Origin of the sequence: Colwellia sp. C1TZA3, assembly GCF_007954265.1 — a bacterium.
Classification (GTDB): domain Bacteria; phylum Pseudomonadota; class Gammaproteobacteria; order Enterobacterales; family Alteromonadaceae; genus Cognaticolwellia.
Window position 1 is genome coordinate 20052 of sequence record NZ_VOLS01000012.1, and the last position, 19532, is coordinate 39583.

At 40.4% G+C, this 19532-nt stretch carries 15 protein-coding genes; 5 read left to right on the plus strand and 10 right to left on the minus strand.

Features of this window, described 5'->3' with window-relative positions; all coding sequences use genetic code 11:
- The first annotated feature begins 1 nt into the window (after window position 1).
- Complete coding sequence (galE, locus tag ESZ39_RS05530; protein ID WP_146878827.1) at window positions 2–1012, plus strand: UDP-glucose 4-epimerase GalE; 1011 nt, start codon at window positions 2–4, stop codon at window positions 1010–1012.
- Window positions 1013–1426: 414 nt separating this feature from the next.
- On the opposite strand, the gene ESZ39_RS05535 is transcribed toward galE, so the two are convergent.
- Window positions 1427–2647 (minus strand): EAL and HDOD domain-containing protein, encoded by a 1221-nt coding sequence (locus ESZ39_RS05535; RefSeq protein ID WP_146878829.1) that lies wholly within the window; start codon window positions 2645–2647, stop codon window positions 1427–1429.
- A 289-nt stretch (window positions 2648–2936) separates the two neighbouring features.
- Between ESZ39_RS05535 and putP the strand changes: the two genes are divergently transcribed.
- Window positions 2937–4424: a sodium/proline symporter PutP gene (gene putP / locus ESZ39_RS05540; protein WP_146878831.1), complete on the plus strand. Its 1488-nt coding sequence runs from the start codon at window positions 2937–2939 to the stop codon at window positions 4422–4424.
- A 678-nt stretch (window positions 4425–5102) separates the two neighbouring features.
- On the opposite strand, the gene ESZ39_RS05545 is transcribed toward putP, so the two are convergent.
- The 8 genes from ESZ39_RS05545 to ESZ39_RS05580 form a co-directional block, all read right to left on the minus strand.
- Window positions 5103–5816, minus strand: coding sequence for a DUF3379 family protein (locus ESZ39_RS05545; protein ID WP_146878832.1), 714 nt, complete (start codon window positions 5814–5816; stop codon window positions 5103–5105).
- Window positions 5809–6351, minus strand: a complete 543-nt coding sequence (locus tag ESZ39_RS05550; RefSeq protein ID WP_146878834.1) for a sigma-70 family RNA polymerase sigma factor — start codon at window positions 6349–6351, stop codon at window positions 5809–5811. The genes ESZ39_RS05545 and ESZ39_RS05550 overlap by 8 nt, the downstream gene beginning before the upstream one ends.
- 1388 nt (window positions 6352–7739) lie before the next feature.
- Window positions 7740–9419 carry a BatD family protein gene (locus tag ESZ39_RS05555; RefSeq protein WP_223270249.1) on the minus strand — a complete coding sequence of 560 codons (1680 nt, stop codon included), beginning with the start codon at window positions 9417–9419 and terminating at the stop codon, window positions 7740–7742.
- Window positions 9413–11296, minus strand: a complete 1884-nt coding sequence (locus ESZ39_RS05560) for a vWA domain-containing protein (protein ID WP_146878835.1) — start codon at window positions 11294–11296, stop codon at window positions 9413–9415. Before ESZ39_RS05560 ends, ESZ39_RS05555 begins: the two co-directional genes overlap by 7 nt.
- A 1-nt stretch (window position 11297) precedes the next feature.
- Window positions 11298–12317, minus strand: coding sequence for a vWA domain-containing protein (locus tag ESZ39_RS05565; RefSeq protein WP_146878837.1), 1020 nt, complete (start codon window positions 12315–12317; stop codon window positions 11298–11300).
- Window positions 12314–12880: a DUF4381 domain-containing protein gene (locus tag ESZ39_RS05570; protein ID WP_146878839.1), complete on the minus strand. Its 567-nt coding sequence runs from the start codon at window positions 12878–12880 to the stop codon at window positions 12314–12316. The genes ESZ39_RS05565 and ESZ39_RS05570 overlap by 4 nt, the downstream gene beginning before the upstream one ends.
- A complete protein-coding gene (locus tag ESZ39_RS05575) occupies window positions 12868–13881 on the minus strand; it encodes a DUF58 domain-containing protein (protein ID WP_146878840.1) in 1014 nt (337 codons plus the stop codon). The genes ESZ39_RS05570 and ESZ39_RS05575 overlap by 13 nt, the downstream gene beginning before the upstream one ends.
- Window positions 13882–13896: 15 nt before the next feature.
- Complete coding sequence (locus tag ESZ39_RS05580) at window positions 13897–14853, minus strand: AAA family ATPase (protein WP_146878842.1); 957 nt, start codon at window positions 14851–14853, stop codon at window positions 13897–13899.
- 274 nt (window positions 14854–15127) lie between these two features.
- On the opposite strand from ESZ39_RS05580, the gene fadI reads away from it, so the two are divergent.
- From fadI to ESZ39_RS05595, 3 genes are all read left to right on the plus strand, one after another.
- Complete coding sequence (gene fadI, locus ESZ39_RS05585; RefSeq protein ID WP_146878844.1) at window positions 15128–16435, plus strand: acetyl-CoA C-acyltransferase FadI; 1308 nt, start codon at window positions 15128–15130, stop codon at window positions 16433–16435.
- Window positions 16435–18588 carry a fatty acid oxidation complex subunit alpha FadJ gene (fadJ, locus tag ESZ39_RS05590; RefSeq protein ID WP_146878846.1) on the plus strand — a complete coding sequence of 718 codons (2154 nt, stop codon included), beginning with the start codon at window positions 16435–16437 and terminating at the stop codon, window positions 18586–18588. The genes fadI and fadJ overlap by 1 nt, the downstream gene beginning before the upstream one ends.
- Before the next feature lie 238 nt (window positions 18589–18826).
- Window positions 18827–19030 carry a hypothetical protein gene (locus tag ESZ39_RS05595; protein WP_146878848.1) on the plus strand — a complete coding sequence of 68 codons (204 nt, stop codon included), beginning with the start codon at window positions 18827–18829 and terminating at the stop codon, window positions 19028–19030.
- 227 nt (window positions 19031–19257) lie between these two features.
- On the opposite strand, the gene ESZ39_RS05600 is transcribed toward ESZ39_RS05595, so the two are convergent.
- Window positions 19258–19512 (minus strand): hypothetical protein, encoded by a 255-nt coding sequence (locus ESZ39_RS05600; RefSeq protein WP_146878850.1) that lies wholly within the window; start codon window positions 19510–19512, stop codon window positions 19258–19260.
- Between the last annotated feature and the right edge of the window lie 20 nt (window positions 19513–19532).

Consider the following 19532-nt stretch of genomic DNA (forward strand, 5'->3'; position numbering starts at 1 on the left):
GATGAGTTTGTTGATCACGGGCGGAACGGGCTTTATTGGTAGCCACACCGTTGTTGAATTATTGGCGCTAGATAAAGATATTGTTATTGTTGATAACTTATCAAACTCTTCAACATTAGTGTTGGACCGTATTAAGCAAATAACAGATAAGTCGGTGACATTTATTCAAGCCGATATTTGTGATCGCCAAGCACTAAAGCAAGTATTTGAGCAACATGACATCGAAGCTGTAGTGCACTTTGCCGGTTTAAAAGCTGTGGGTGAGTCGAGTGTTATGCCATTAAGTTATTATCATAATAATGTCTCTGGTTCGGTAACACTCTTGCAAGTTATGGCAGAGCACAAGGTTAAAAACTTAGTATTTAGTTCATCAGCAACAGTTTATGGTGAAAATAATCCCTCGCCACTTGATGAAACTATGCCAACGTCTGCGACCAATCCTTATGGTCAAACTAAACTGATGATTGAAAATATTCTCTTTGATCTAGCGCGCAGTGATGAGCAATGGTCAATCGCTTGTTTACGTTATTTCAACCCGATTGGCGCGCATGAATCTGGCCTTATTGGTGAAAACCCTAATGGTATTCCGAATAATTTATTGCCTTATGTGTCACAAGTCGCTGTTGGCCGATTAGCGCAGTTACAAGTTTTTGGTGACGATTATCAGACACCTGATGGCACAGGTGTTAGAGATTATATTCACGTAGTCGACCTGGCCCAAGGACATGTTAAAGCGTTAGAGGCATTAAGTGACATTAAAGGCTGCGTACCGATTAATTTAGGCACAGGTAATGGTACCTCGGTGTTAGAGATTGTTAACACTTTTCAAGAGATTTCAGGACAAGATATCCCTTATAACATTGCGCCGCGCCGCGCCGGTGATATTGGCACTGTTTATGCCAATGCAAGTGTGGCGAATACTTTACTGGACTGGCATGCAAAACGTGATTTAGCGACTATGATTACAGATACGTGGCGCTGGCAGTCTAAAAACCCTAATGGTTTTGAATAGTTAAGTTACTGAAAATAAAAGTAAAGCTGTCAGCTATCAGTTATAAGCTTTCAGTAAAACCAAGCAGACATTAGTACGCTTGGCAGATGAATAACTGACAGCTATCTTTACTGATAGCTGTATTTAAACTTGATGGACTAAAGTCCAACCTACATAGGGCCTATGGGTGATAATGTATCGTTGGGTGATCGTTTTTTGTAGGTCGGACTTTAGTCCGTCAACCGTTAAGTGGGCGATTAACGAGATCGGCCAACAAGCATTTACAACAGAGTCTTGTTTTTTCAGTCGGTATTGGTGCCAAAGGCAGTTAAATTTCAGTTAACTTGATGGCTTTAAGCCCATAAAGTTAACTGAAAGCTGAGCGCTACTTCACTGACAGCTATGCAATGCCTTTAAAGCCTTGTTAACTGATGACTAATAATTGGCAAGTTTTTGTTCGTCAGCCCAAGCGAGTGCTTGATTATAGCTTTTAAGGACCTTGGCCTTTTTTAAGCCAAGCTTAGCCATTACTATGTTGGTTTTCGACCATTCTGCTCGTTCAATAAACTCTAACAGTATAATTAATGCGGCCATATCCCCTTTGCGGGTTAATAACGTATCTTTGATTTGTTGAGCTAATGGTAGCTTGGTGAGAATATTTGCCAAGTCTTCGTCAACAATGGCATCAATTAACGACAATAAACCGGTTAAAAAGGCGATGGAGTTATCCAGTGGTGATTTAATTTCGCTGGCCATTAAATCACAAAATTTTGCTCGGGTCATAGCTGCGTTAATAAGCTCAGAGGGTTTGTCGGGGTTAATATTTGCTGCAAACATTAAACCAAGAAAACGTATTAATTCAGCTGAACCTAATATAACAAGTGCTTGTTTAATTGTGGAGATTTCAGTGCGGCGTCTAAAAATAGCTGAGTTTGCATAACGCAGGAGTTTATAGGATAAAGTCACATCCCGTTCAAAAACTGATGTAATACTGGCAAGGTCTAACTCTTTTTTTGAGGTTTCATAGAGTAGCTCTGCCATTGCTATTTGTGATGGTGATAGGCTTTTAGTTTTTATCATCTCAGGCTTAGCGAAAAAGAAGCCTTGAAATAATTCAAAATCTAATGCTAATGCTTGGTTATATTCTTGGTAGGTTTCAACTTTTTCTGCTAGCAGTTTAATATGTGGGAAATCTTTAATAGCAGCTTTTACAACTTTTATGGTCTCTAATGTGGTGATTTGCCAGTCAATTTTTATGATCTGTATAAAAGGATAGAAATGTTGCCATACCGGTTGATGAATATAATCATCTAGCGCGATGGTATAGCCTTTTGCATGTAAATCTTTGCATAGCGATAATAACTTTTTACCTGGTGTTACGGTCTCTAAAATTTCAACAACAACTTCTTCTGGTGTTAATGTTTCTGGATAACCCTTTATGAGGGTTTCTAAAGTAAAATTAATAAAGGCAGGTTTGTTGCCAGTAAATTCACTAATGCCAAGATTAAAGTTACTGGCTTCAATAATTTTTGTTGTTGCTTCATCACCATCAATATCAGGGAAAACATTGATGATGCTGTCGCGAAATAATAATTCATAGGCAAATAGATTTTTATTTATATCTAGTATTGGCTGCCTAGCTGCGTAAAAGTACATTCAAATTCCTAATTAATCCTATGTTATAAAAGATAATTTTATTATTTTTATTTAGTATTATTGTTTAGTTAACTTAATTTTCACATTAGCTGACTCATTTATAACACAAATAATTGTTAATACTTACGAAAAACATGGAATCCACTATTAACTAAGCTTATTATTGTTGTTCACGTTCAATTGAGTGGTAATGTGCTATTTATTTGAGCAGTTTTAATACCAAACAAATTAATTACCATAAGTAAAAAAATAGATTAGTTCGGTTGGTAGAATGTTTTTCGGAGGTTAAATGGCTGTAGGAACAATGATTTCATTGGCACTATATTTTGTCGTTATGTTAGGGATAGGTATTTATGCCTATAGAAAATCAACTAGTGATGTTTCTGGCTTTATGCTTGGGGGGCGCAGTTTAGGCCCTGGGGTAACGGCGCTTTCTGCCGGGGCCTCTGATATGAGCGGTTGGATGCTAATGGGTGTACCTGGACTCATGTTCACCGTAGGTTTGAGCAGTGCTTGGATTTCTTTTGGCTTAGTCCTCGGCGCATATTTAAATTATCTCATCGTCGCACCCAGGTTAAGAACTTATACCGAGATGGCAAATGATTCAATTACTTTGCCTGATTTTTTTGAAAATCGCTTTGCTGATAGCTCACATGCCCTTCGCATCACCTCTTCGATTGTTATTATTTTATTTTTTACCTTATATACTTCTTCAGGCATTGTTGCTGGAGGGAAATTATTTGAAAGTTCGTTTGGCTTAACCTATGAAGTAGGCTTATATATTACCGCTGGTGTTGTTGTACTTTATACACTTTTTGGTGGTTTTTTAGCCGTGAGTCTGACTGATTTTGTGCAAGGCTGTATTATGTTTGTTGCCTTGGTGCTAGTGCCTATTGTTGCGATCTCTGATGTTGGAGGGACTGAAGCTATGCTAAAAGCTGTTGAAAATGTTGACCCTGCATTTATAGACTTATTTAGTGGTGTCAGTATTGTCACTATAATTTCTGCTATGGCATGGGGCTTAGGTTATTTTGGTCAACCTCATATTATTGTACGCTTTATGGCTATTCGTTCGGTAGATGATGTACCGGCAGCAAGAAGAATTGGTATGAGTTGGATGATCGTAGCATTATTTGGTGCTATGGCTACTGGTCTTGCTGGCGTGGCTTATGCGGCTAAAACAGGCTTGGTAGTCGATGACGCTGAAACAATATTTATTTTATTAGGGCAGGTACTGTTTCATCCTCTTATTGCGGGCTTTATACTTGCGGCGATTCTAGCGGCGATTATGAGTACCATTTCTTCGCAATTATTGGTGACATCAAGTTCATTAACGGGCGATATTTACCAAGCCTTTTTGAATAAGAACGCTAGCGAAAAGCAATTAGTGTTTGTTGGTCGAATATCAGTTGCCTTGGTAGCCATTGTTGCTATTTTCCTTGCTTACGATAGAGAAAGCTCAATATTAACCTTAGTCAGTAATGCTTGGGCCGGTTTTGGTGCTGCATTTGGACCCTTAGTTATTATGAGTCTGTATTGGAAAAAAATGAATCGACATGGTGCATTAGCCGGTATGTTAACTGGCGCTATTACTGTTTTAGTGTGGATATATGCACCTATAACGATAAATGGTCAGCATCTTAGTGATGTGATGTATGAAATTGTACCCGGCTTTATTATGGCAAGTATTGCTATTGTATTGGTCAGTCGTTTAACAACAAAAGATCAACCAGAGATCGAAAAATTATTTGATGAGGTTGTTGCTAAACATAGCTAATAGATATAGTTAATAGATATAGCTATCAGTGTTAAGTTATTAGCTTTCAGTTGAAAAAAACAGATAGCTGAAAGCTTTAGTTTTAAGTAATACTAGTTCCATTAAGTTTGTGATCTTGTTGTACGCAGGAAAAATAACTCAAGGTAAGGCGCTCGATTGAGCAATAGCTGGCTATTGGGATTGAGAGCAACACAGCCTTGAGCTATTTTAACTAGTACAAGTGAGCAATAACTTAATGGGATTGGTATAAGTTATAAAAGCCGTTAATGTATTATTAACGGTTTTTTATTTGCTCTTTTTTTGTTGCTGACTCATAGTGATTTTTAAGCCGGTTGGTTTAATTATGAGCTGTTTAATCTGTGTGGTTTATACCTAGTTAACTTTGTATAAGCTCGCTCTGCCCTTGAAGTGGAGCGGGTATATAGGTATTTAAGAAATTAAGGTAACGGGGAGTCGCTACCTAGAATAACTATTGACTGTTCAAAAGTTTTGGTAACATTTTTGAGAAGCTTTAGCTGACCTTTAAGCAGAAGCTATGGATCTTTGCCCGTACTAATCAGTAATCAGTATTAAATATAGATACTTAGGTTCAGTCTGGCAAGATGAACCCGTGTCTCTAAGTATTTTTAAGTCTCGCGGAGTGGTATGGAACTTATTAAAATAGGTGTTATTTGGCTACTAAATTGACCAAGTAATATGCTTACTAACTCTTTCTTGCCACTGCTTTATTGGCTCTTGTTTATCTCCTACCACAATGATATTTGAATGATTAAAGTTTAATGACCGGCCTTGTAACTTATCATTAGCAAAATTAGCAATAAATTTTATGTCTTCGTCATCAGGTAAGATAAAAATATTAACTGGACTTGATTGACCTTGAAACACTAAATGCAGACTTTTACTGCCGTCAAAGCGACAATAATCAGCAAAAATTAAGCTACCAAAGGTACTATCAAAACTGCCTTTAAATGCGGCCATTTTTTCGTTTAATGAAGCTAACGTCACTGTTGGTTGATCATTGTTAGAAAAGTGTGATGCCTCATAATTAACATGTGCAATAGCATAGTCACCTAGGTTTTTATAGGTGCTAGAAAACATCATAAAGTTAACGGTTAAGCCCATCACCAATGCAACAGATGCCGCCATCGATAAACGCACCCGCGTTTTACGTTTTTGTTGCTGATGACTCGCAAAAGTTTGGCGTAAAATTAATTTATTAGCTAAATCGTCAGGCACAGTGATATGCATGGCTTGCGCAATTTTATTTTCTAATGTATCAAGTTCTTGCGAAAATTTTTGTTTTGCCGAATCACTTTTAATCGCGGCATTGATAGCATCATCACGGTTATTTGGATCTGCCAACATACTGCGTCTAAACTTCAAGTCATCCATTGTGTAGACCTCTTAATTTTGGCTCGTCGTCTACGGCCTCTTTTAATTGATTGCGTGCACGAAATAATCGTGTCATCACAGTATTTTTATTTAGTGATAAAATGCCGGCAATTTCTTCACCACTGAAACCACCAATCACCTGTAAAACTAATGGCTCACGATACTCTTCAGGCATTTTTGCTATTTTTTCCCGTAGCCAATAGTTTTCAATTTCTTGTTCGCTACTGGTGGCTTTGATATCGGCAATGCTTGCTTCTTCATATTCGCTCATATCAAAACGCTTACGCTCAAACCGGCGAGCGTTTTCTCTGCGCAGAATAGTAATTAACCATGACTTTGCCGCCTTTTCGTCTTTCAACGAGTCAAGCGCGCGCCATGCACGTAAAAATGTTTCTTGCACTAAGTCTTCAGCAATATGCTTATCGTGGCATAACCAATAGCCATAGCGATATAGATCTGCATGTAATGCTTTAACGAGTGCTTCGTATCTAACTTGTTTTGTCGCCATGTTGTAAAAGACCTGAGGCTTTGTCATTATATTTCACACAAATACATTTATTTATATAGGGCCACTATAGCGTGAATAGTTGTCAGTAAAAAATGCTTAGGATATTAACTGTCTTTTTTCAGTAAAAAATAGCGGCCAGTTTTAAGTTTGCTTGCCAAGTTGAGGCATAAATGCGGTCGAAAAAATAATACCCGCTACTGATGTTTTTTGGCTCATCAGATTAATCACCCGCTTAACGATTGACGGACTGAAGTCCGACCTACAAAAAACGATGGCCCATGGCTACATTGTCAGCTGTAGGTTTTACTTTCTTTTATCATGTTGAGTGCACACTTGACGGACTGAAGTCTGTCAACCGCAAGGCAGCCACAAAATATAATAACCTATGCCACCAAAAAAATAACAAAATATCACAGGGAGAAGAGAATGAGGACTACATGAGGACTACATGAGGAAACACCAAAACATAAAATACTTTATCAATATTTAAAGCCCTATCTCATTCATTCCTCATTGTTTCCTCGCTGTAAAAAAATAAAACCTGACGGACTAAAGTCAACCTACATAGGGTCTACAGCTGCCACCATAAACGTTGCAGCTTGTTTTTGTAGGTCGGACTGAAGTTCGACCTACAAAAAAGCGATGGCCCAAGGCGACATTGTCAGCTGTAGGCTTTACTTTCTTCCGTCATGTTAATCACCCGCTTAACGATTGACGGACTGAAGTCCGACCTACAAAAAAACGATGGCCCAAGGCTGCATTGTCAGCCGTAGGTTTTACTTTCTTCCGTCATGTTAATCACCTGCTTAACGATTGTCGGACTGAAGTCCGACCTACAAAAAAACAATGGCCCATGGCTACATTGTCAGCCGTAGGCTTTACTTTCTTTTATCATGTTGAGTGCCTACTTAACGGACTGAAGTCTGTCAACCGCAAGGCAGCCACAAAATATAATAATCTATGTCACCAAAAAAACAACAAAATATCACAGGGAGAAGAGAATGAGGACTACATGAGGAAACACCAAAACATAAAATACTTTATCAATATTTAAAGCCCTATCTCATTCATTCCTCATTGTTTCCTCCCTGTAAAAAAATAAAACCTGATGGACTAAAGTCAACCTACATAGGGTCTACAGCTGCCACCATAAACGTTGCAGCTTGTTTTTTGTAGGTCGGACTGAAGTTCGACCTACAAAAAAACGATGGCCCAAGGCTATATTGTCAGCTGTAGGTTTTACTTTCTTTTATCATGTTGAGTGCCTGCTTAACGGTTGACGGCATAACTGCTGAGCTACAAAACAAGGCTCAAACTATTATGTTAAATGGCATCTTTTAAGTTAAAAGAAATAGCGGTCAGTTAACAAAAGGCCAACCTTGAAAGGGTCGGCGCTATTTGTTTGGCAAAGATTGCTAGGGATTAATGCTGATATCAGCAGAAGGTGATTTACTGAATTTACTTTTATTCAGGGCTTGGATGGCATCGAGTAGATTTTTTCCTGACCATGGACTTGGGCTTTTTCCATAATAACTTTGTTGCAACTCAATAATGGCGTTAGATAGCGCTGGGTCGTTAAAATAATCATGTAATGAGTCAAGTGTTGTTAGTGCTTGGCTTTCATTGCTGCCTGATGATTGTGGTTGAGAGCGTGCCCATGGCAGTAAACAGGCTAAGGCTAATTCGCCATTATTTTTTTTACATGCCGCTAAGATAGTAAGATGAGCATTATTGACTTTGGTGTTAGTTTCGCTATTGGCTTGCTTAGGCTTAAAAGGGCGCTTTGCTGTTATATACCAAGCTAATAAGGTCAGTAGCCATAAGGCTAGAAATAGCCATTGTAAGAAGGTGTTTTGCTGAATTATTACGCTTTCTACAACCCTTGGTGTTGTTGGATTTTCAAGGTTAATGCTTGGTGGTTGCTGCATAGTGCTTGGTGCTATATCGGCGTTGGGTAATACAATGATTTTCTGTCCTGCTATTGTCGCTACTTCTGCTTTATTCGTGACGGTATTCCACCATGGAATATTAATTTCAGGTAATTGATATTCACCGGCTTTACTGGCAACAATGGCAAAGTTGACCACTTTTTGGCTGACTAAACGCTGATTGTTTAGGCCGGTATGCAGTTTAGCTTGATCTGGGTATACTTTCAGTCCTTGCGGAACTTGCATGGTAATTTCAGGTAGTTGCTCCTCTGAAAGCCCAACTGCGGTTAGTGTAATGGTGCGAGTGATCGGCTCGCCCACTTTAAATTCTCTTGGCGCGGGTTGAAACTCTTGCTGCAAAGCGAATAACTCGCTGGGTAACCATAGCCCATTAACTTGCGTTGGAATAGCTTTAACCGTTAACGCTATATCGTCACCGACAACACTGACAGGTTTAGTATCGGCAAAACTTAAAAAGTTAGAACGCCTTGCTGAGGGCATGATAATTTCACCAGAAAAAACCGGTGCTTTTACTATCATATCACCGCTTTTTTGTGGGCTAATGGCATACACGCGTTCAATAACGCGATAACGCTTACCCTTGATAATACTTTCTGATTCTTTATCTTTGCCGATTTGTAAAATATTTGCGCTGATTAGGCTTGGCTCGCTTAAACTGCCACGTTTTAATTCTGCAGCGAAGTGTAGTTTTACGGTTAGGGTAATTTGCTGTTGTACATATAAATCGGTGGCAGAGACTTGTGTAGTGATAAACAGGTCTTGCTGGTTTGAAGTGGCTGATTCGTTTGCCGCTAGTGAATTAATGGTAATGGCTTGCGTTTTTACACCATTAATATCAAACGCGGGAATAATCAGCTCACCTGAATTGCGTGGTATTAACACCGTACTCCAAGTGGTAGTGCGTGTGGTGTCAAAATTGATCATACTAGTTTGTGAGCTAACCGATGTTCTACCGACAATAAAGTCAGTTAATAGTGCGGATGTATCTAAGGCGTTTCTGTCAACATCATCATTGGCGGTAATGGTTAATATTAACGATTCATTAGCCATGGTCAGGTTTTTATCAACCGATGCGCTGACTTTCGTTAACGCGTAGCTATGACATGATAATAAAATAGCCAACAAAGAAATTATAACTTTTACCACTTTTTCTTAACTCCTATATTTCGGCGGTCTTGACGACGTTTTTGATACTCTAACTGCATTTTATTTCTCAGTAACATATAGGGGTCATCAGTGACTTTGTTGAGTAATTGTTGATGTTTTTGTTCGGTTTCTTTGGCTAATTGTTCTGCCATTTTTTGCGCTTGGGCGCTTTGTGCATCGTTTGCTTCTTCACCGTCTTTGGCTTGTTGCGCATTTTTAGCTTGCTGCTCAGCTGACGTCTGTTGTTTATCGCTGTCAGTTTCTTGCTGATTTTCTTGCTCTTGCTGTTCTTTAGCATTTTCTTGCGCCGAAGATTCATCTTTTTCGCTTTGGTCTTGTTGATCTGAGTTCTGCTGGCCTTGCTGCTGATCGCTGTCTTTGCTGTCACTGTTTTGGCTTTGGCTGTCTTGACTCTCACCGTCTTGGTTTTCACCCGGTTGATCATTGTCTTGCTGGTCGTCGCTTTGTTGATCATCTTGCTGTTGATCGTCACCTGATTCTTGCTCTTGCTGTTCTTGTTGCTGCTTTAATTTTTCAAGAATAGCTTTATTAGCTTTTGCATCAGCTAAGTTTGGATCGCGCTGTAAGGCTTGTTCATAGGCCGCTATTGCATCGTCAATTTTTTCTAATTTAGCTAAAGCATTACCTTGGTTAAATAGCGCTTCAGCGCTGTTTTCTTGTTGAAATGCGGCTAAGGCTTGTTGGTAATCACCGGCCTTGTAGTGAGCACTGCCTTGCCAGAGTGGGTTTTTAAATTGTGCTGCTGCTTGTTGATATTGCTCACTGTTAAAGTAGTCTTGGCCTTGTTGATCTTTAGTTTTCCAAAGATCTTGCCAAATATCAGCCTGAGCTTTGTTATTGGGTATTAACATTAGGGCGAACGGTAGCGTTGCTAGCAGTGCGCCGCGTCTGAAATAGCTTAATACCATAGGCAGAATTAATAACAGCAAGTAGGGGCCAAACTCTTGCCATTGATCGCCGGTATTTTCACTGGCTTTGGTGTTGTCAGTGTCAGCGATTAGTGGTTTAAACGTCAGTCGTTCAATATCCTTGTTGTTCTGAGTCAGGGTGGCGTAATTGCCTTTGCCGCGTTGAGCCAAACCCTGTAATGCTTGCACTGTTAATTTGGGCACAATAATCGCACCGTTATCATCTTTCATCAGCTCACCATCACTAAGTTTAATGGGCGCACCTGTTTTTGTACCAATACCAAGAATATTAAGCCGATAAGGATGATCGCGCGACCACTGGGTTATATCTTGAATATCTATATTATCAATACCGTCAGTGAACCAATAAATATCGCCATCTTTATGGCCAGCATTCACTAACATTTCATTGGCCAGTGCCAGCGCAGCAAATGGGTTGCTACCGAGCACCGGCATAAGTTCGGGGCTTAATGACGGTAAAAGTAATTTTATATTATTGCTGTCATCGGTTAACGGACTAATATTAAAAGCATCACCGGCATAGGCAATAAGACCGACTTCACCGTCTTTAATACTATCGAGTAAATCTATAGCTTTATAACGTGCTCGTGTCAGGCGATTAGGAGCAACGTCGGTGGCATACATTGAGTATGACATGTCCATGATCAACACTGAGCCTTGTGCTACTTGATACACCGGCTGTGGTAGTTTTTGCCAACTCGGTCCTGCCATGGCTAAAATTGACAGTAAGCCAATTAACAACGGCAGTACTAATGAGTTAGATTTTGCTTTAGCGTTACCTTGCACTAATACTTTTGCTAAATGTGCCGGTAACAGTTGCTGCCAGCCGGACTGCTTAACCCGCAGTTTTTTTAACATAAACAACATTAAACACAAGACAATAATGGCTAATAGCCATAGCGGGCGAATAAAATGAAAGTCAGCCATATTAATCCGTCACTCCGGTTGCTGCTTTTTTGCCGATAAAAAATTGACCATTGGACATACTTTTAATTAACAGCGTGAGTAGGCTTATCACTAACGCTAAGCCTAAAGGCCAGTAGAATAAAGCGGTTAAAGGTCGCATTTGTTGTTGTTCTTGTTCTACTGGTTCGAGAGCGTCCAATAGTTGATAAATTTTACTCATGTCTTCACTGGCTCGAGCGCGAAAATAATACCCACCAGTTTCATCAGCTAGGCGTTGTAAAGAGTCTTCATCAAGATCACTTGACGGGTTGACGCGACGAGCGCCAAATAATGAGTTTTGCACCATAACATCAGCGCCAATACCGATAGAGTATATGGTAATGTTTTTTGCTACCGCTAATTCAAGCGCTTGGTCGGGGGTAATTTTACCCGCGGTATTTTGGCCATCGGTCAGTAACAATAACACCCTGTTCGACTCTTTCTTTTCATCAAAGCGTTTAACGGCGAGGGCGATAGCATCACCAATAGCGGTTTTTTTGCCAACTAAGCCTAATACCGTTTCATCGAGCATTTGCTGCACGGTTTTACGATCAAAGGTCATCGGCGTTTGCATATAAGCATCGTCACCAAATAAGATCAAACCTAGCCTGTCACCGCTGCGTCGTGCGATAAATTCACCCAGTAATACCTTTAACATATCAAGACGATTAACGCTGCGGCCATTGAGGCTCATATCTTCTACTTGCATACTGCCGGATAAATCAACCGCGATCATCATTTCGCGTCCTTCAGTCGGTACATTGACCGATTCACCGAGCCATTGTGGCTGAGTGCTTGCCATGACCAGTAATAGCCAAATAAGGCTAAGTATTAGTATTGATGACTTTTTCTTTTCTGGGGCGAACTCTTGTGTCTGAATACCCTTAATAATGGTGGGCATTCTAAGTGGCGCGGCTTGTACTTGTTTTTTAGCCGGTAACCAATAAACCAATAATGGCAGTGGTAGGGCGATTAAGGCCCAGAGCAAGTCAAAATGGATCATGATTTTACTCCGTCTTTTTCAATCACTACTTTGGCTGATTTATCTGCTGCTAGGCTACTATGCAAGCTAATGTTTGTATTTTTAGTGATTGCAGGCGCTAACATAGCTAAGTCTTTTTTTGGTGGTAAAGCATGGCTAAGCCATAATTGAGCAGCACTTGAAAATGCAGCAGAATTTTTACTGGTAGCAGCGCTTTGGTAGACAGAAACAAAGTGTTCGGCGCTAAGTTCTGCAAATTTCTGCTGTTGTTTAATCGGTAATGTGGCCATTAAAAATGTTTTAAAAGCATCACCAGTTAAGTGGGCGACTTGTGAGCGTGGAAAGTATTGTAAAGCGGCCCACTTTAGTAAGGCTACCATTGCGCTGATGTCAGTCGCCGTTGATAATTGTTTCAGTGCCATTTTTTGCGCTTTACGTTTAACAAAATATTGACGCAGCTTTAATGTGCCATAAATGATTAATGCTAAAACAATAACGGCTAAAAGCCACCAACCTGGTGCGATAGGATAACTGTGCACATTGGCCGGTAGATGAATATCATTTAATTGTGCTAGCGGATCCATGAGGCTACTCCGCGATGTAATTGAGTTTCGAGTGCTTCGCTGGCACAAAAGTGCAGTAAGCGCGCGCCAGCTTTGGTGAGTTTGTCTTCTTTGGTGTTACTTAAGCTCATGGCCTGTTGATGATATTTTTCAGCAAGTGCTGGGTCACCGAGTATGAGTTGTTGACGCTCATCACCATCAGCACCATTAGTGATGGCAACACTTATTTTTTGTTTTCTATCAGGTAGTTGCTGCTCTAATGGATCGCTGAGCAAGCAAACGACTAATTCACAATGTCGAGTAATATTAGCTAAATGGCGCACCGCCTCATCAGTGAGGCTAAAGGCATCGGTGATCAAATAAACTAAGCTACCCGGTTTAGCGAGGTGACGTAGGCGCGCACAGTTTTGTTCAAAGGCTAATGTTGCTTGCTGATGGTCTAAGGGGTCGCTAGCAATAGTTAAAGAGTCAGCGTGTTTCTTGACCAATGCATGCAAGTAATGCAGCACGCCTTGTTGTCGGCTGCGGGGTTTTAATTCATGGTGACTGTGTTGATTAAAGACCATACCGCCAATGCGATCGCCGCGTGATTTAGCATGCCAAGCCACTAAGGATGCAATATGGGCCGCTTGCACTGACTTAAAAAGTAAACGACTACCAAAAAGCATGCTGGTGCTTAAGTCGGTGGCAATAAGCACCGGGCGTTCCACTTCTTCATGAAATAATTTTGTGTGTGTTTTTCCTGTACGAGCAGTGACCCGCCAGTCAATAGCGCGAATGTCGTCACCATTTTGATAATGGCGAACTTCATCAAACTCCATGCCTCGGCCTTTGCTGCGGGCAAGATAATTACCAGACATTTTGCCGCGTAAGCTTTTTGACGCAGCCAGATTAATAAGTGAGCTTTTAGCTTGATAACGAATTAACTCTTCAATGGTTAATTCGATGCCATTACTGACCAGTTCATTAAGCAATAACTGCGGGTTGCTTTGCTCAGTCGATTTTTTTTGATTAAACCACATAAAGGTAACTTGCGCTTAGGCAACCGCCACTAAGCTGAGTAAGTGATCAAGTAGTTGATTACTACTGATACCTTCTGCTTCAGCTTGATAAGTCATTATTATACGGTGACGCAAGACGTTGTGAAAAACCGCTTGGACATCTTCAGGGCTAACAAAGTCTCGGTTATTTAGCCAAGCTCGCGCTCGTGCACAGCGGTCAAGTGCGATAGTAGCACGCGGGCTAGCACCATAAGCAAGCCACTGTTTTAATTTGTCGTCGTATTTTTCTGGATGACGGGTTGCCATAATCAAGTCAACGATATAATTTTCCACCGCGGGCGCCATGTGAATTTGCATGGTTTCTTTGCGAGCAGCAAAAATATCAGCCTGAGTCATTTTTTTAACGGCTTTTTTATCTACTTTTAATGCTTCACCACGGTTAAGTTTTAAAATTTCTAACTCACTAGTGGCATCAGGATAATCAATTTCAACATGCATTAAAAAGCGGTCGAGCTGTGCTTCAGGCAACGGATAAGTGCCTTCTTGCTCTATCGGATTTTGGGTTGCCATCACCAAAAATAATTCAGGTAATGGGTAAGTATTTCGACCTACAGTAATTTGGCCTTCCGCCATTGCCTCTAATAAGGCAGACTGAACTTTCGCGGGTGCGCGGTTTATTTCGTCAGCTAAGACTAAGTTACGAAATAATGGTCCCGGTTGAAAAACAAAGGTACCATCTTCAGGGCGATAGATATCGGTGCCGGTTAAATCTGCCGGTAATAAATCGGGGGTAAATTGAACGCGATGAAAGTCTGCTTCGATACCTTGCACTAATGCGTTAACAGCACGCGTTTTGGCTAAACCCGGAGGACCCTCGACAATTAGATGTCCATTAGCTAAAAGCGCTATTAGTAAGTTTTCAACAAGGGCGTGCTGTCCAATAATTTGTGAAGATAAATGTTCTTTTAATGAGGAAAAGTGTTCAATAGCCATAGTTTATCGTTCTTATTGATTATAAAAATTTAAGTCAGCAGGTCTGACACATAAATTGATATAAGGTTCAGGTTTTAAAAAAACAACCGCTACGACAAAATTGTAGGGGTTTTTCTTTAGCTTTTGAACACCTTGGTACGCTCTTGGTATGTTACTAGTATAAGTTTGCTTAAATTTTGAAGCTAATGATTGAATTATTTCTGTAGTTGGTTAGAATTATCACAAACCCGAAGAGGTCTGACCTCTTGAGTATTGCAACAAGATGGAATTAAAAATGACAAAATCAAAATTAATAACCGGCAGTGGAGAGCGCATAGCTATAGTTGCCGGCTTACGTACCCCGTTTGCAAAACAAGCAACTGCTTTTCATGGTGTTCCTGCCGTCGACTTAGGCAAAATTGTTGTCAATGAATTACTACAAAAGCATGACGTTGACCCAAAAATTATCGACCAGTTAGTGTTTGGGCAAGTGGTGCAAATGCCAGAAGCGCCAAATATTGCCCGTGAAATTGTCTTAGGTACTGGGATGAATGTTCATACGGATGCTTATAGTGTATCTCGTGCCTGTGCGACTAGTTTTCAATCAACGGTGAATGTTGCCGAGTCTATTATGGCCGGTTTTGTTGATGTTGGTATTGCGGGCGGTGCTGACTCATCGTCTGTTGCGCCAATCGGTGTCTCGAAGAAATTTGCTCGTACCTTATTAGATTTAAGTAAAGCCCGCTCATTTGGCGCAAAAATGGCGCTTATTCGTCAGCTTAATTTTAAAGATATATTACCGGTACCTCCGGCTGTAGCCGAATACTCTTCTGGTTTGTCAATGGGACATACCGCAGAACAAATGGCAAAAACCCATGGTATTACCCGTGAAGCACAAGATGCATTAGCGCATCGTTCACATACCTTAGCCACGAAAAGCTGGCAGGAAGGTAAGTTAGCCGGTGAGGTGATGACCGCCCATAGCGAACCCTATAAGTCATTTATCGAGAGAGATAACTGTATTCGTGAAAACTCAGAGTTAGCCAGTTATGCAAAATTACGCCCGGTTTTTGATCGCAAACACGGGACGGTAACGGCAGCGACAAGTACGCCGCTAACTGACGGTGCTTCAGCTATTTTAATGATGCGTGAAGGCCGAGCTAAAGAACTAGGTTATAAACCCTTAGGTTACATTCGCAGTTACGGCTTTGCCGCGATTGATGTTTGGGAAGATATGCTAATGGGGCCAAGCTATGCCTCGCCAATTGCCTTACAGCGTGCTGGGATGAATTTAGCTGATTTAGATCTAATCGAAATGCATGAAGCTTTTGCGGCACAGGCTCTGGCCAACGTGAAAATGTTTGCCAGTAACAAGTTTGCACAGACGCATTTAGGGCGCGATAAAGCGATTGGTGAAATTGATATGGACAAGTTTAATGTCATGGGCGGTTCGTTAGCTTATGGTCACCCGTTTGCCGCAACAGGCACTCGATTAATTGTACAAACATTAAATGAATTAAACCGTCGTGGCGGCGGTGTTGGCTTAACCACGGCTTGTGCAGCTGGTGGTTTAGGCGCGGCTATGATTGTGGAGACAGATTAATGACTGATGTAATAAATAGTGAACAAGCAGAAAATAATAAAACCTTTAGTTTAGCTCGCCAAGAAAGTGGTATAGCGCATTTGATCATGGACGTTAAAGGCGATTCCATGAACACATTAAAAGCTGAATTTTCTGATGAAATCGCGGAAATACTAAAAGAGATACGTGAAGATAAGTCCATTATTGGTTTAGTATTAGCCAGTGGTAAAGCCGATTCTTTTGTTGCTGGCGCCGATGTGCATATGTTGGCGAACTGTACTTCTGCTGCACAAGCAACTGCTTTGTCACGTCAAGGGCAAATGATTTTTGATCAACTGGAAAATTTAACTATTCCTGTTGTGGCTGCAGTGCATGGCGCTTGTTTAGGCGGCGGATTAGAGCTCGCGATGGCGTGTCATGCCATTGTTTGTAGTGACAGCCCTAAAACAGCACTAGGCTTACCTGAAGTGCAATTAGGTCTATTGCCAGGTAGTGGTGGCACACAACGATTGCCAAAACGTGTTGGTATTCAAAAGTCATTAGATATGATGTTAACCGGTAAGCAGTTACGCGCTAAGCAAGCATTAAAAGCCGGCTTGGTAAATGATGTAGTGCCGCAGAGTATTTTACTGAAAACCGCAGAGCAGTTGGCGCTCTCTGGCAAGGTAAAAGCTAAAGCTCGCCAATTATCAATGATGGATAAGTTGCTTGAAGGTAACGGTGTAGGGAGAAACATTTTATTCTCTAAAGCGACAAAAATGGTATTAGGCCAAACTAAAGGTAATTATCCTGCGCCTTTAAAAATAATTGACTGTATTCGAGCCGGTGTTGAGCAAGCGCCTTCAAAAGGTTATCAAGTGGAAGCTGACCATTTTGGTCAATTAGTGATGAGTGATGTTTCAGTTCAGCTTAGACAACTATTTTTTGCTACCACAGAGATGAAAAAAGAGCAGGGCGTTGAAGGTGTGGTGCCTAAAAAAATAACGAATACCGCAGTGCTTGGTGGCGGCTTAATGGGTGGTGGTATCGCTTTTGTTACCGCGACAAAAGCTAAATTACCTGTGCGCATCAAAGATATTTCAAATCAAGGCATCAGCCACGCCTTAAAATATGGTTATGATTTATTAAACAGAAAAGTTAAACGCCGTTTTATGCGTCATAGCGAAATGCAAAGTCAATTAGCGCTGATAACCGGTACCACAGAATATACTGGCTTTGGTAATGTTGATATGGTTGTTGAAGCGGTGTTTGAAGATTTAACCTTAAAACAAAGTATGGTGGCAGATATTGAAAGTCATTGTAAAGACAATACTATTTTTGCCAGTAACACCTCAAGCTTGCCGATAGGTCAAATCGCAGAGCATGCTTTACGACCTGAAAATGTTATTGGCCTGCATTACTTTTCGCCGGTTGACAAAATGCCGTTAGTGGAAATTATTGCCCATGCTAAAACCTCTGATCAAACGATCTCAACCACAGTCGCATTTGCTAAGCAGCAAGGTAAAACACCGATTGTTGTTAAAGATAAAGCGGGCTTCTATGTTAACCGTATTTTAGCGCCTTATTTGAATGAAGCCGCGACGTTACTACTTGAAGGTTGCTCTATTAAAGCACTTGATAAGGCCATGGTTAAATTTGGTTTTCCCGTTGGACCCATGCAACTATTAGATGAAGTTGGTCTCGATGTTGGTGCTAAAATTGGTCCAATCCTACAAGCAGAATTAGGTGACAGATTTACTCCACCAGCGGCATTTTCTAAATTAATTGATGATGGCCGTTTAGGCAAAAAAACCAAAAAAGGCTTTTATCAATATAATACTAAAAGTAAGAAGAAATTAGTCGATGAAAGTGTCTATACATTGCTCGGACTAAAGGTTAGTAATACCAAGGTGACTGACGCGCAAGCTGAACGCTGTGTTTATATGATGCTTAATGAAGCAGCCCGTTGTTTAGATGAAGACATTATTCGCAATGCTCGTGACGGCGATATTGGCGCCATTTTTGGTATAGGTTTCCCGCCTTTCCTTGGTGGCCCCTTTAAATATATGGATAAAATTGGTGCGGTAACCTTAGTGAGTAAATTAAACCAATGGCAAGCCGAATTTGGTGAGCGATTTACCCCCTGTGATACCTTAGTGAAAATGGCAGAGCAAGGTGAGAGCTTTTATAAATAACGTTAATGCCAGCGCTAACGGTATTTATTTTCCGTGATGGTGGTAATAGTTGATGAACTAAGGGGCAATTTATTGCCTCTTTTTTTATTGGTTTTTTAGGCATAGGTGTCTATTAATTTGAGATAATAAAGAGGACAAGTGAAGACAATTTTTTGAATAATTACTCTAAACTTGCTAAAATATGTGTGTTGATTGGTTTTTTATTTTATAAGTATAATACTTTTGAAGTGAGTAGAGCATGATTTTGTTATTCAGCGGTGCATTAAGTGTTGTTTTTTCGTTATTTTTTTATTGTCAGGCAATCAGTGGTGGTTTAGGCATAAAGCGGTGGGCAATAGCGGGTTTAATTTTTGGTCCGTTTGTTTGGCCAATGTTTTGTATGAAAAAACGTTTAAGGATATATCAACGTTTTGGTTTTGATTGTTTGTTGTTTTCAGCATAATAAGAAAAATATAGCCTGTTTTTATAACAGTAATTTTTAATTTATAAAGACGCTAACTTCCTTGTAGCGTAGTGTCCAATGAGCTTTATAAACATCAACAGGCTTTATAAGACCTTAATTCCACCAAGTACTTGCAGGCATTTCTTTTATTTCAATGTTTGCAGCAATAGTGTTTTCAGTTTTACGAAAAATAAACAAAGATTTAATTAAATTAATCATAAAGCCTCCTAGATGCTGACTTCGTTATGGTTAGTGTCATCTATACGAACTTGGTCACGGCGAGTGCCAATACGAACTTGGTCACGGCGAGTGCCAATACGAACTTGGTCACGGCGAGTGCCAATACGAACTTGGTCACGGCGAGTGCCAATACGAACTTGGTCACGGCGAGTGCCAACTTCTTCTATTATAAAAGCTTCATTGTTTACATCTGCTGTTGGATTTATTGACATTGCAAAAGAAAAAATTAAAGAGTTAAGCATGGTATTCCTTATTGTTATTA

Bases quoted from the DNA above. Each gene is read 5' to 3' on its own strand.
- galE (WP_146878827.1), top strand. From the start codon at position 2: ATGAGTTTGTTGATCACGGGCGGAACGGGCTTTATTGGTAGCCACACC.
- ESZ39_RS05535 (WP_146878829.1), bottom strand. From the start codon at position 2,647: ATGTACTTTTACGCAGCTAGGCAGCCAATACTAGATATAAATAAAAAT.
- putP (WP_146878831.1), top strand. From the start codon at position 2,937: ATGGCTGTAGGAACAATGATTTCATTGGCACTATATTTTGTCGTTATG.
- ESZ39_RS05545 (WP_146878832.1), bottom strand. From the start codon at position 5,816: ATGGATGACTTGAAGTTTAGACGCAGTATGTTGGCAGATCCAAATAAC.
- ESZ39_RS05550 (WP_146878834.1), bottom strand. From the start codon at position 6,351: ATGACAAAGCCTCAGGTCTTTTACAACATGGCGACAAAACAAGTTAGA.
- ESZ39_RS05560 (WP_146878835.1), bottom strand. From the start codon at position 11,296: ATGGCTGACTTTCATTTTATTCGCCCGCTATGGCTATTAGCCATTATT.
- ESZ39_RS05565 (WP_146878837.1), bottom strand. From the start codon at position 12,317: ATGATCCATTTTGACTTGCTCTGGGCCTTAATCGCCCTACCACTGCCA.
- ESZ39_RS05570 (WP_146878839.1), bottom strand. From the start codon at position 12,880: ATGGATCCGCTAGCACAATTAAATGATATTCATCTACCGGCCAATGTG.
- ESZ39_RS05575 (WP_146878840.1), bottom strand. From the start codon at position 13,881: ATGTGGTTTAATCAAAAAAAATCGACTGAGCAAAGCAACCCGCAGTTA.
- ESZ39_RS05580 (WP_146878842.1), bottom strand. From the start codon at position 14,853: ATGGCTATTGAACACTTTTCCTCATTAAAAGAACATTTATCTTCACAA.
- fadI (WP_146878844.1), top strand. From the start codon at position 15,128: ATGACAAAATCAAAATTAATAACCGGCAGTGGAGAGCGCATAGCTATA.
- fadJ (WP_146878846.1), top strand. From the start codon at position 16,435: ATGACTGATGTAATAAATAGTGAACAAGCAGAAAATAATAAAACCTTT.
- ESZ39_RS05595 (WP_146878848.1), top strand. From the start codon at position 18,827: ATGATTTTGTTATTCAGCGGTGCATTAAGTGTTGTTTTTTCGTTATTT.
- ESZ39_RS05600 (WP_146878850.1), bottom strand. From the start codon at position 19,512: ATGCTTAACTCTTTAATTTTTTCTTTTGCAATGTCAATAAATCCAACA.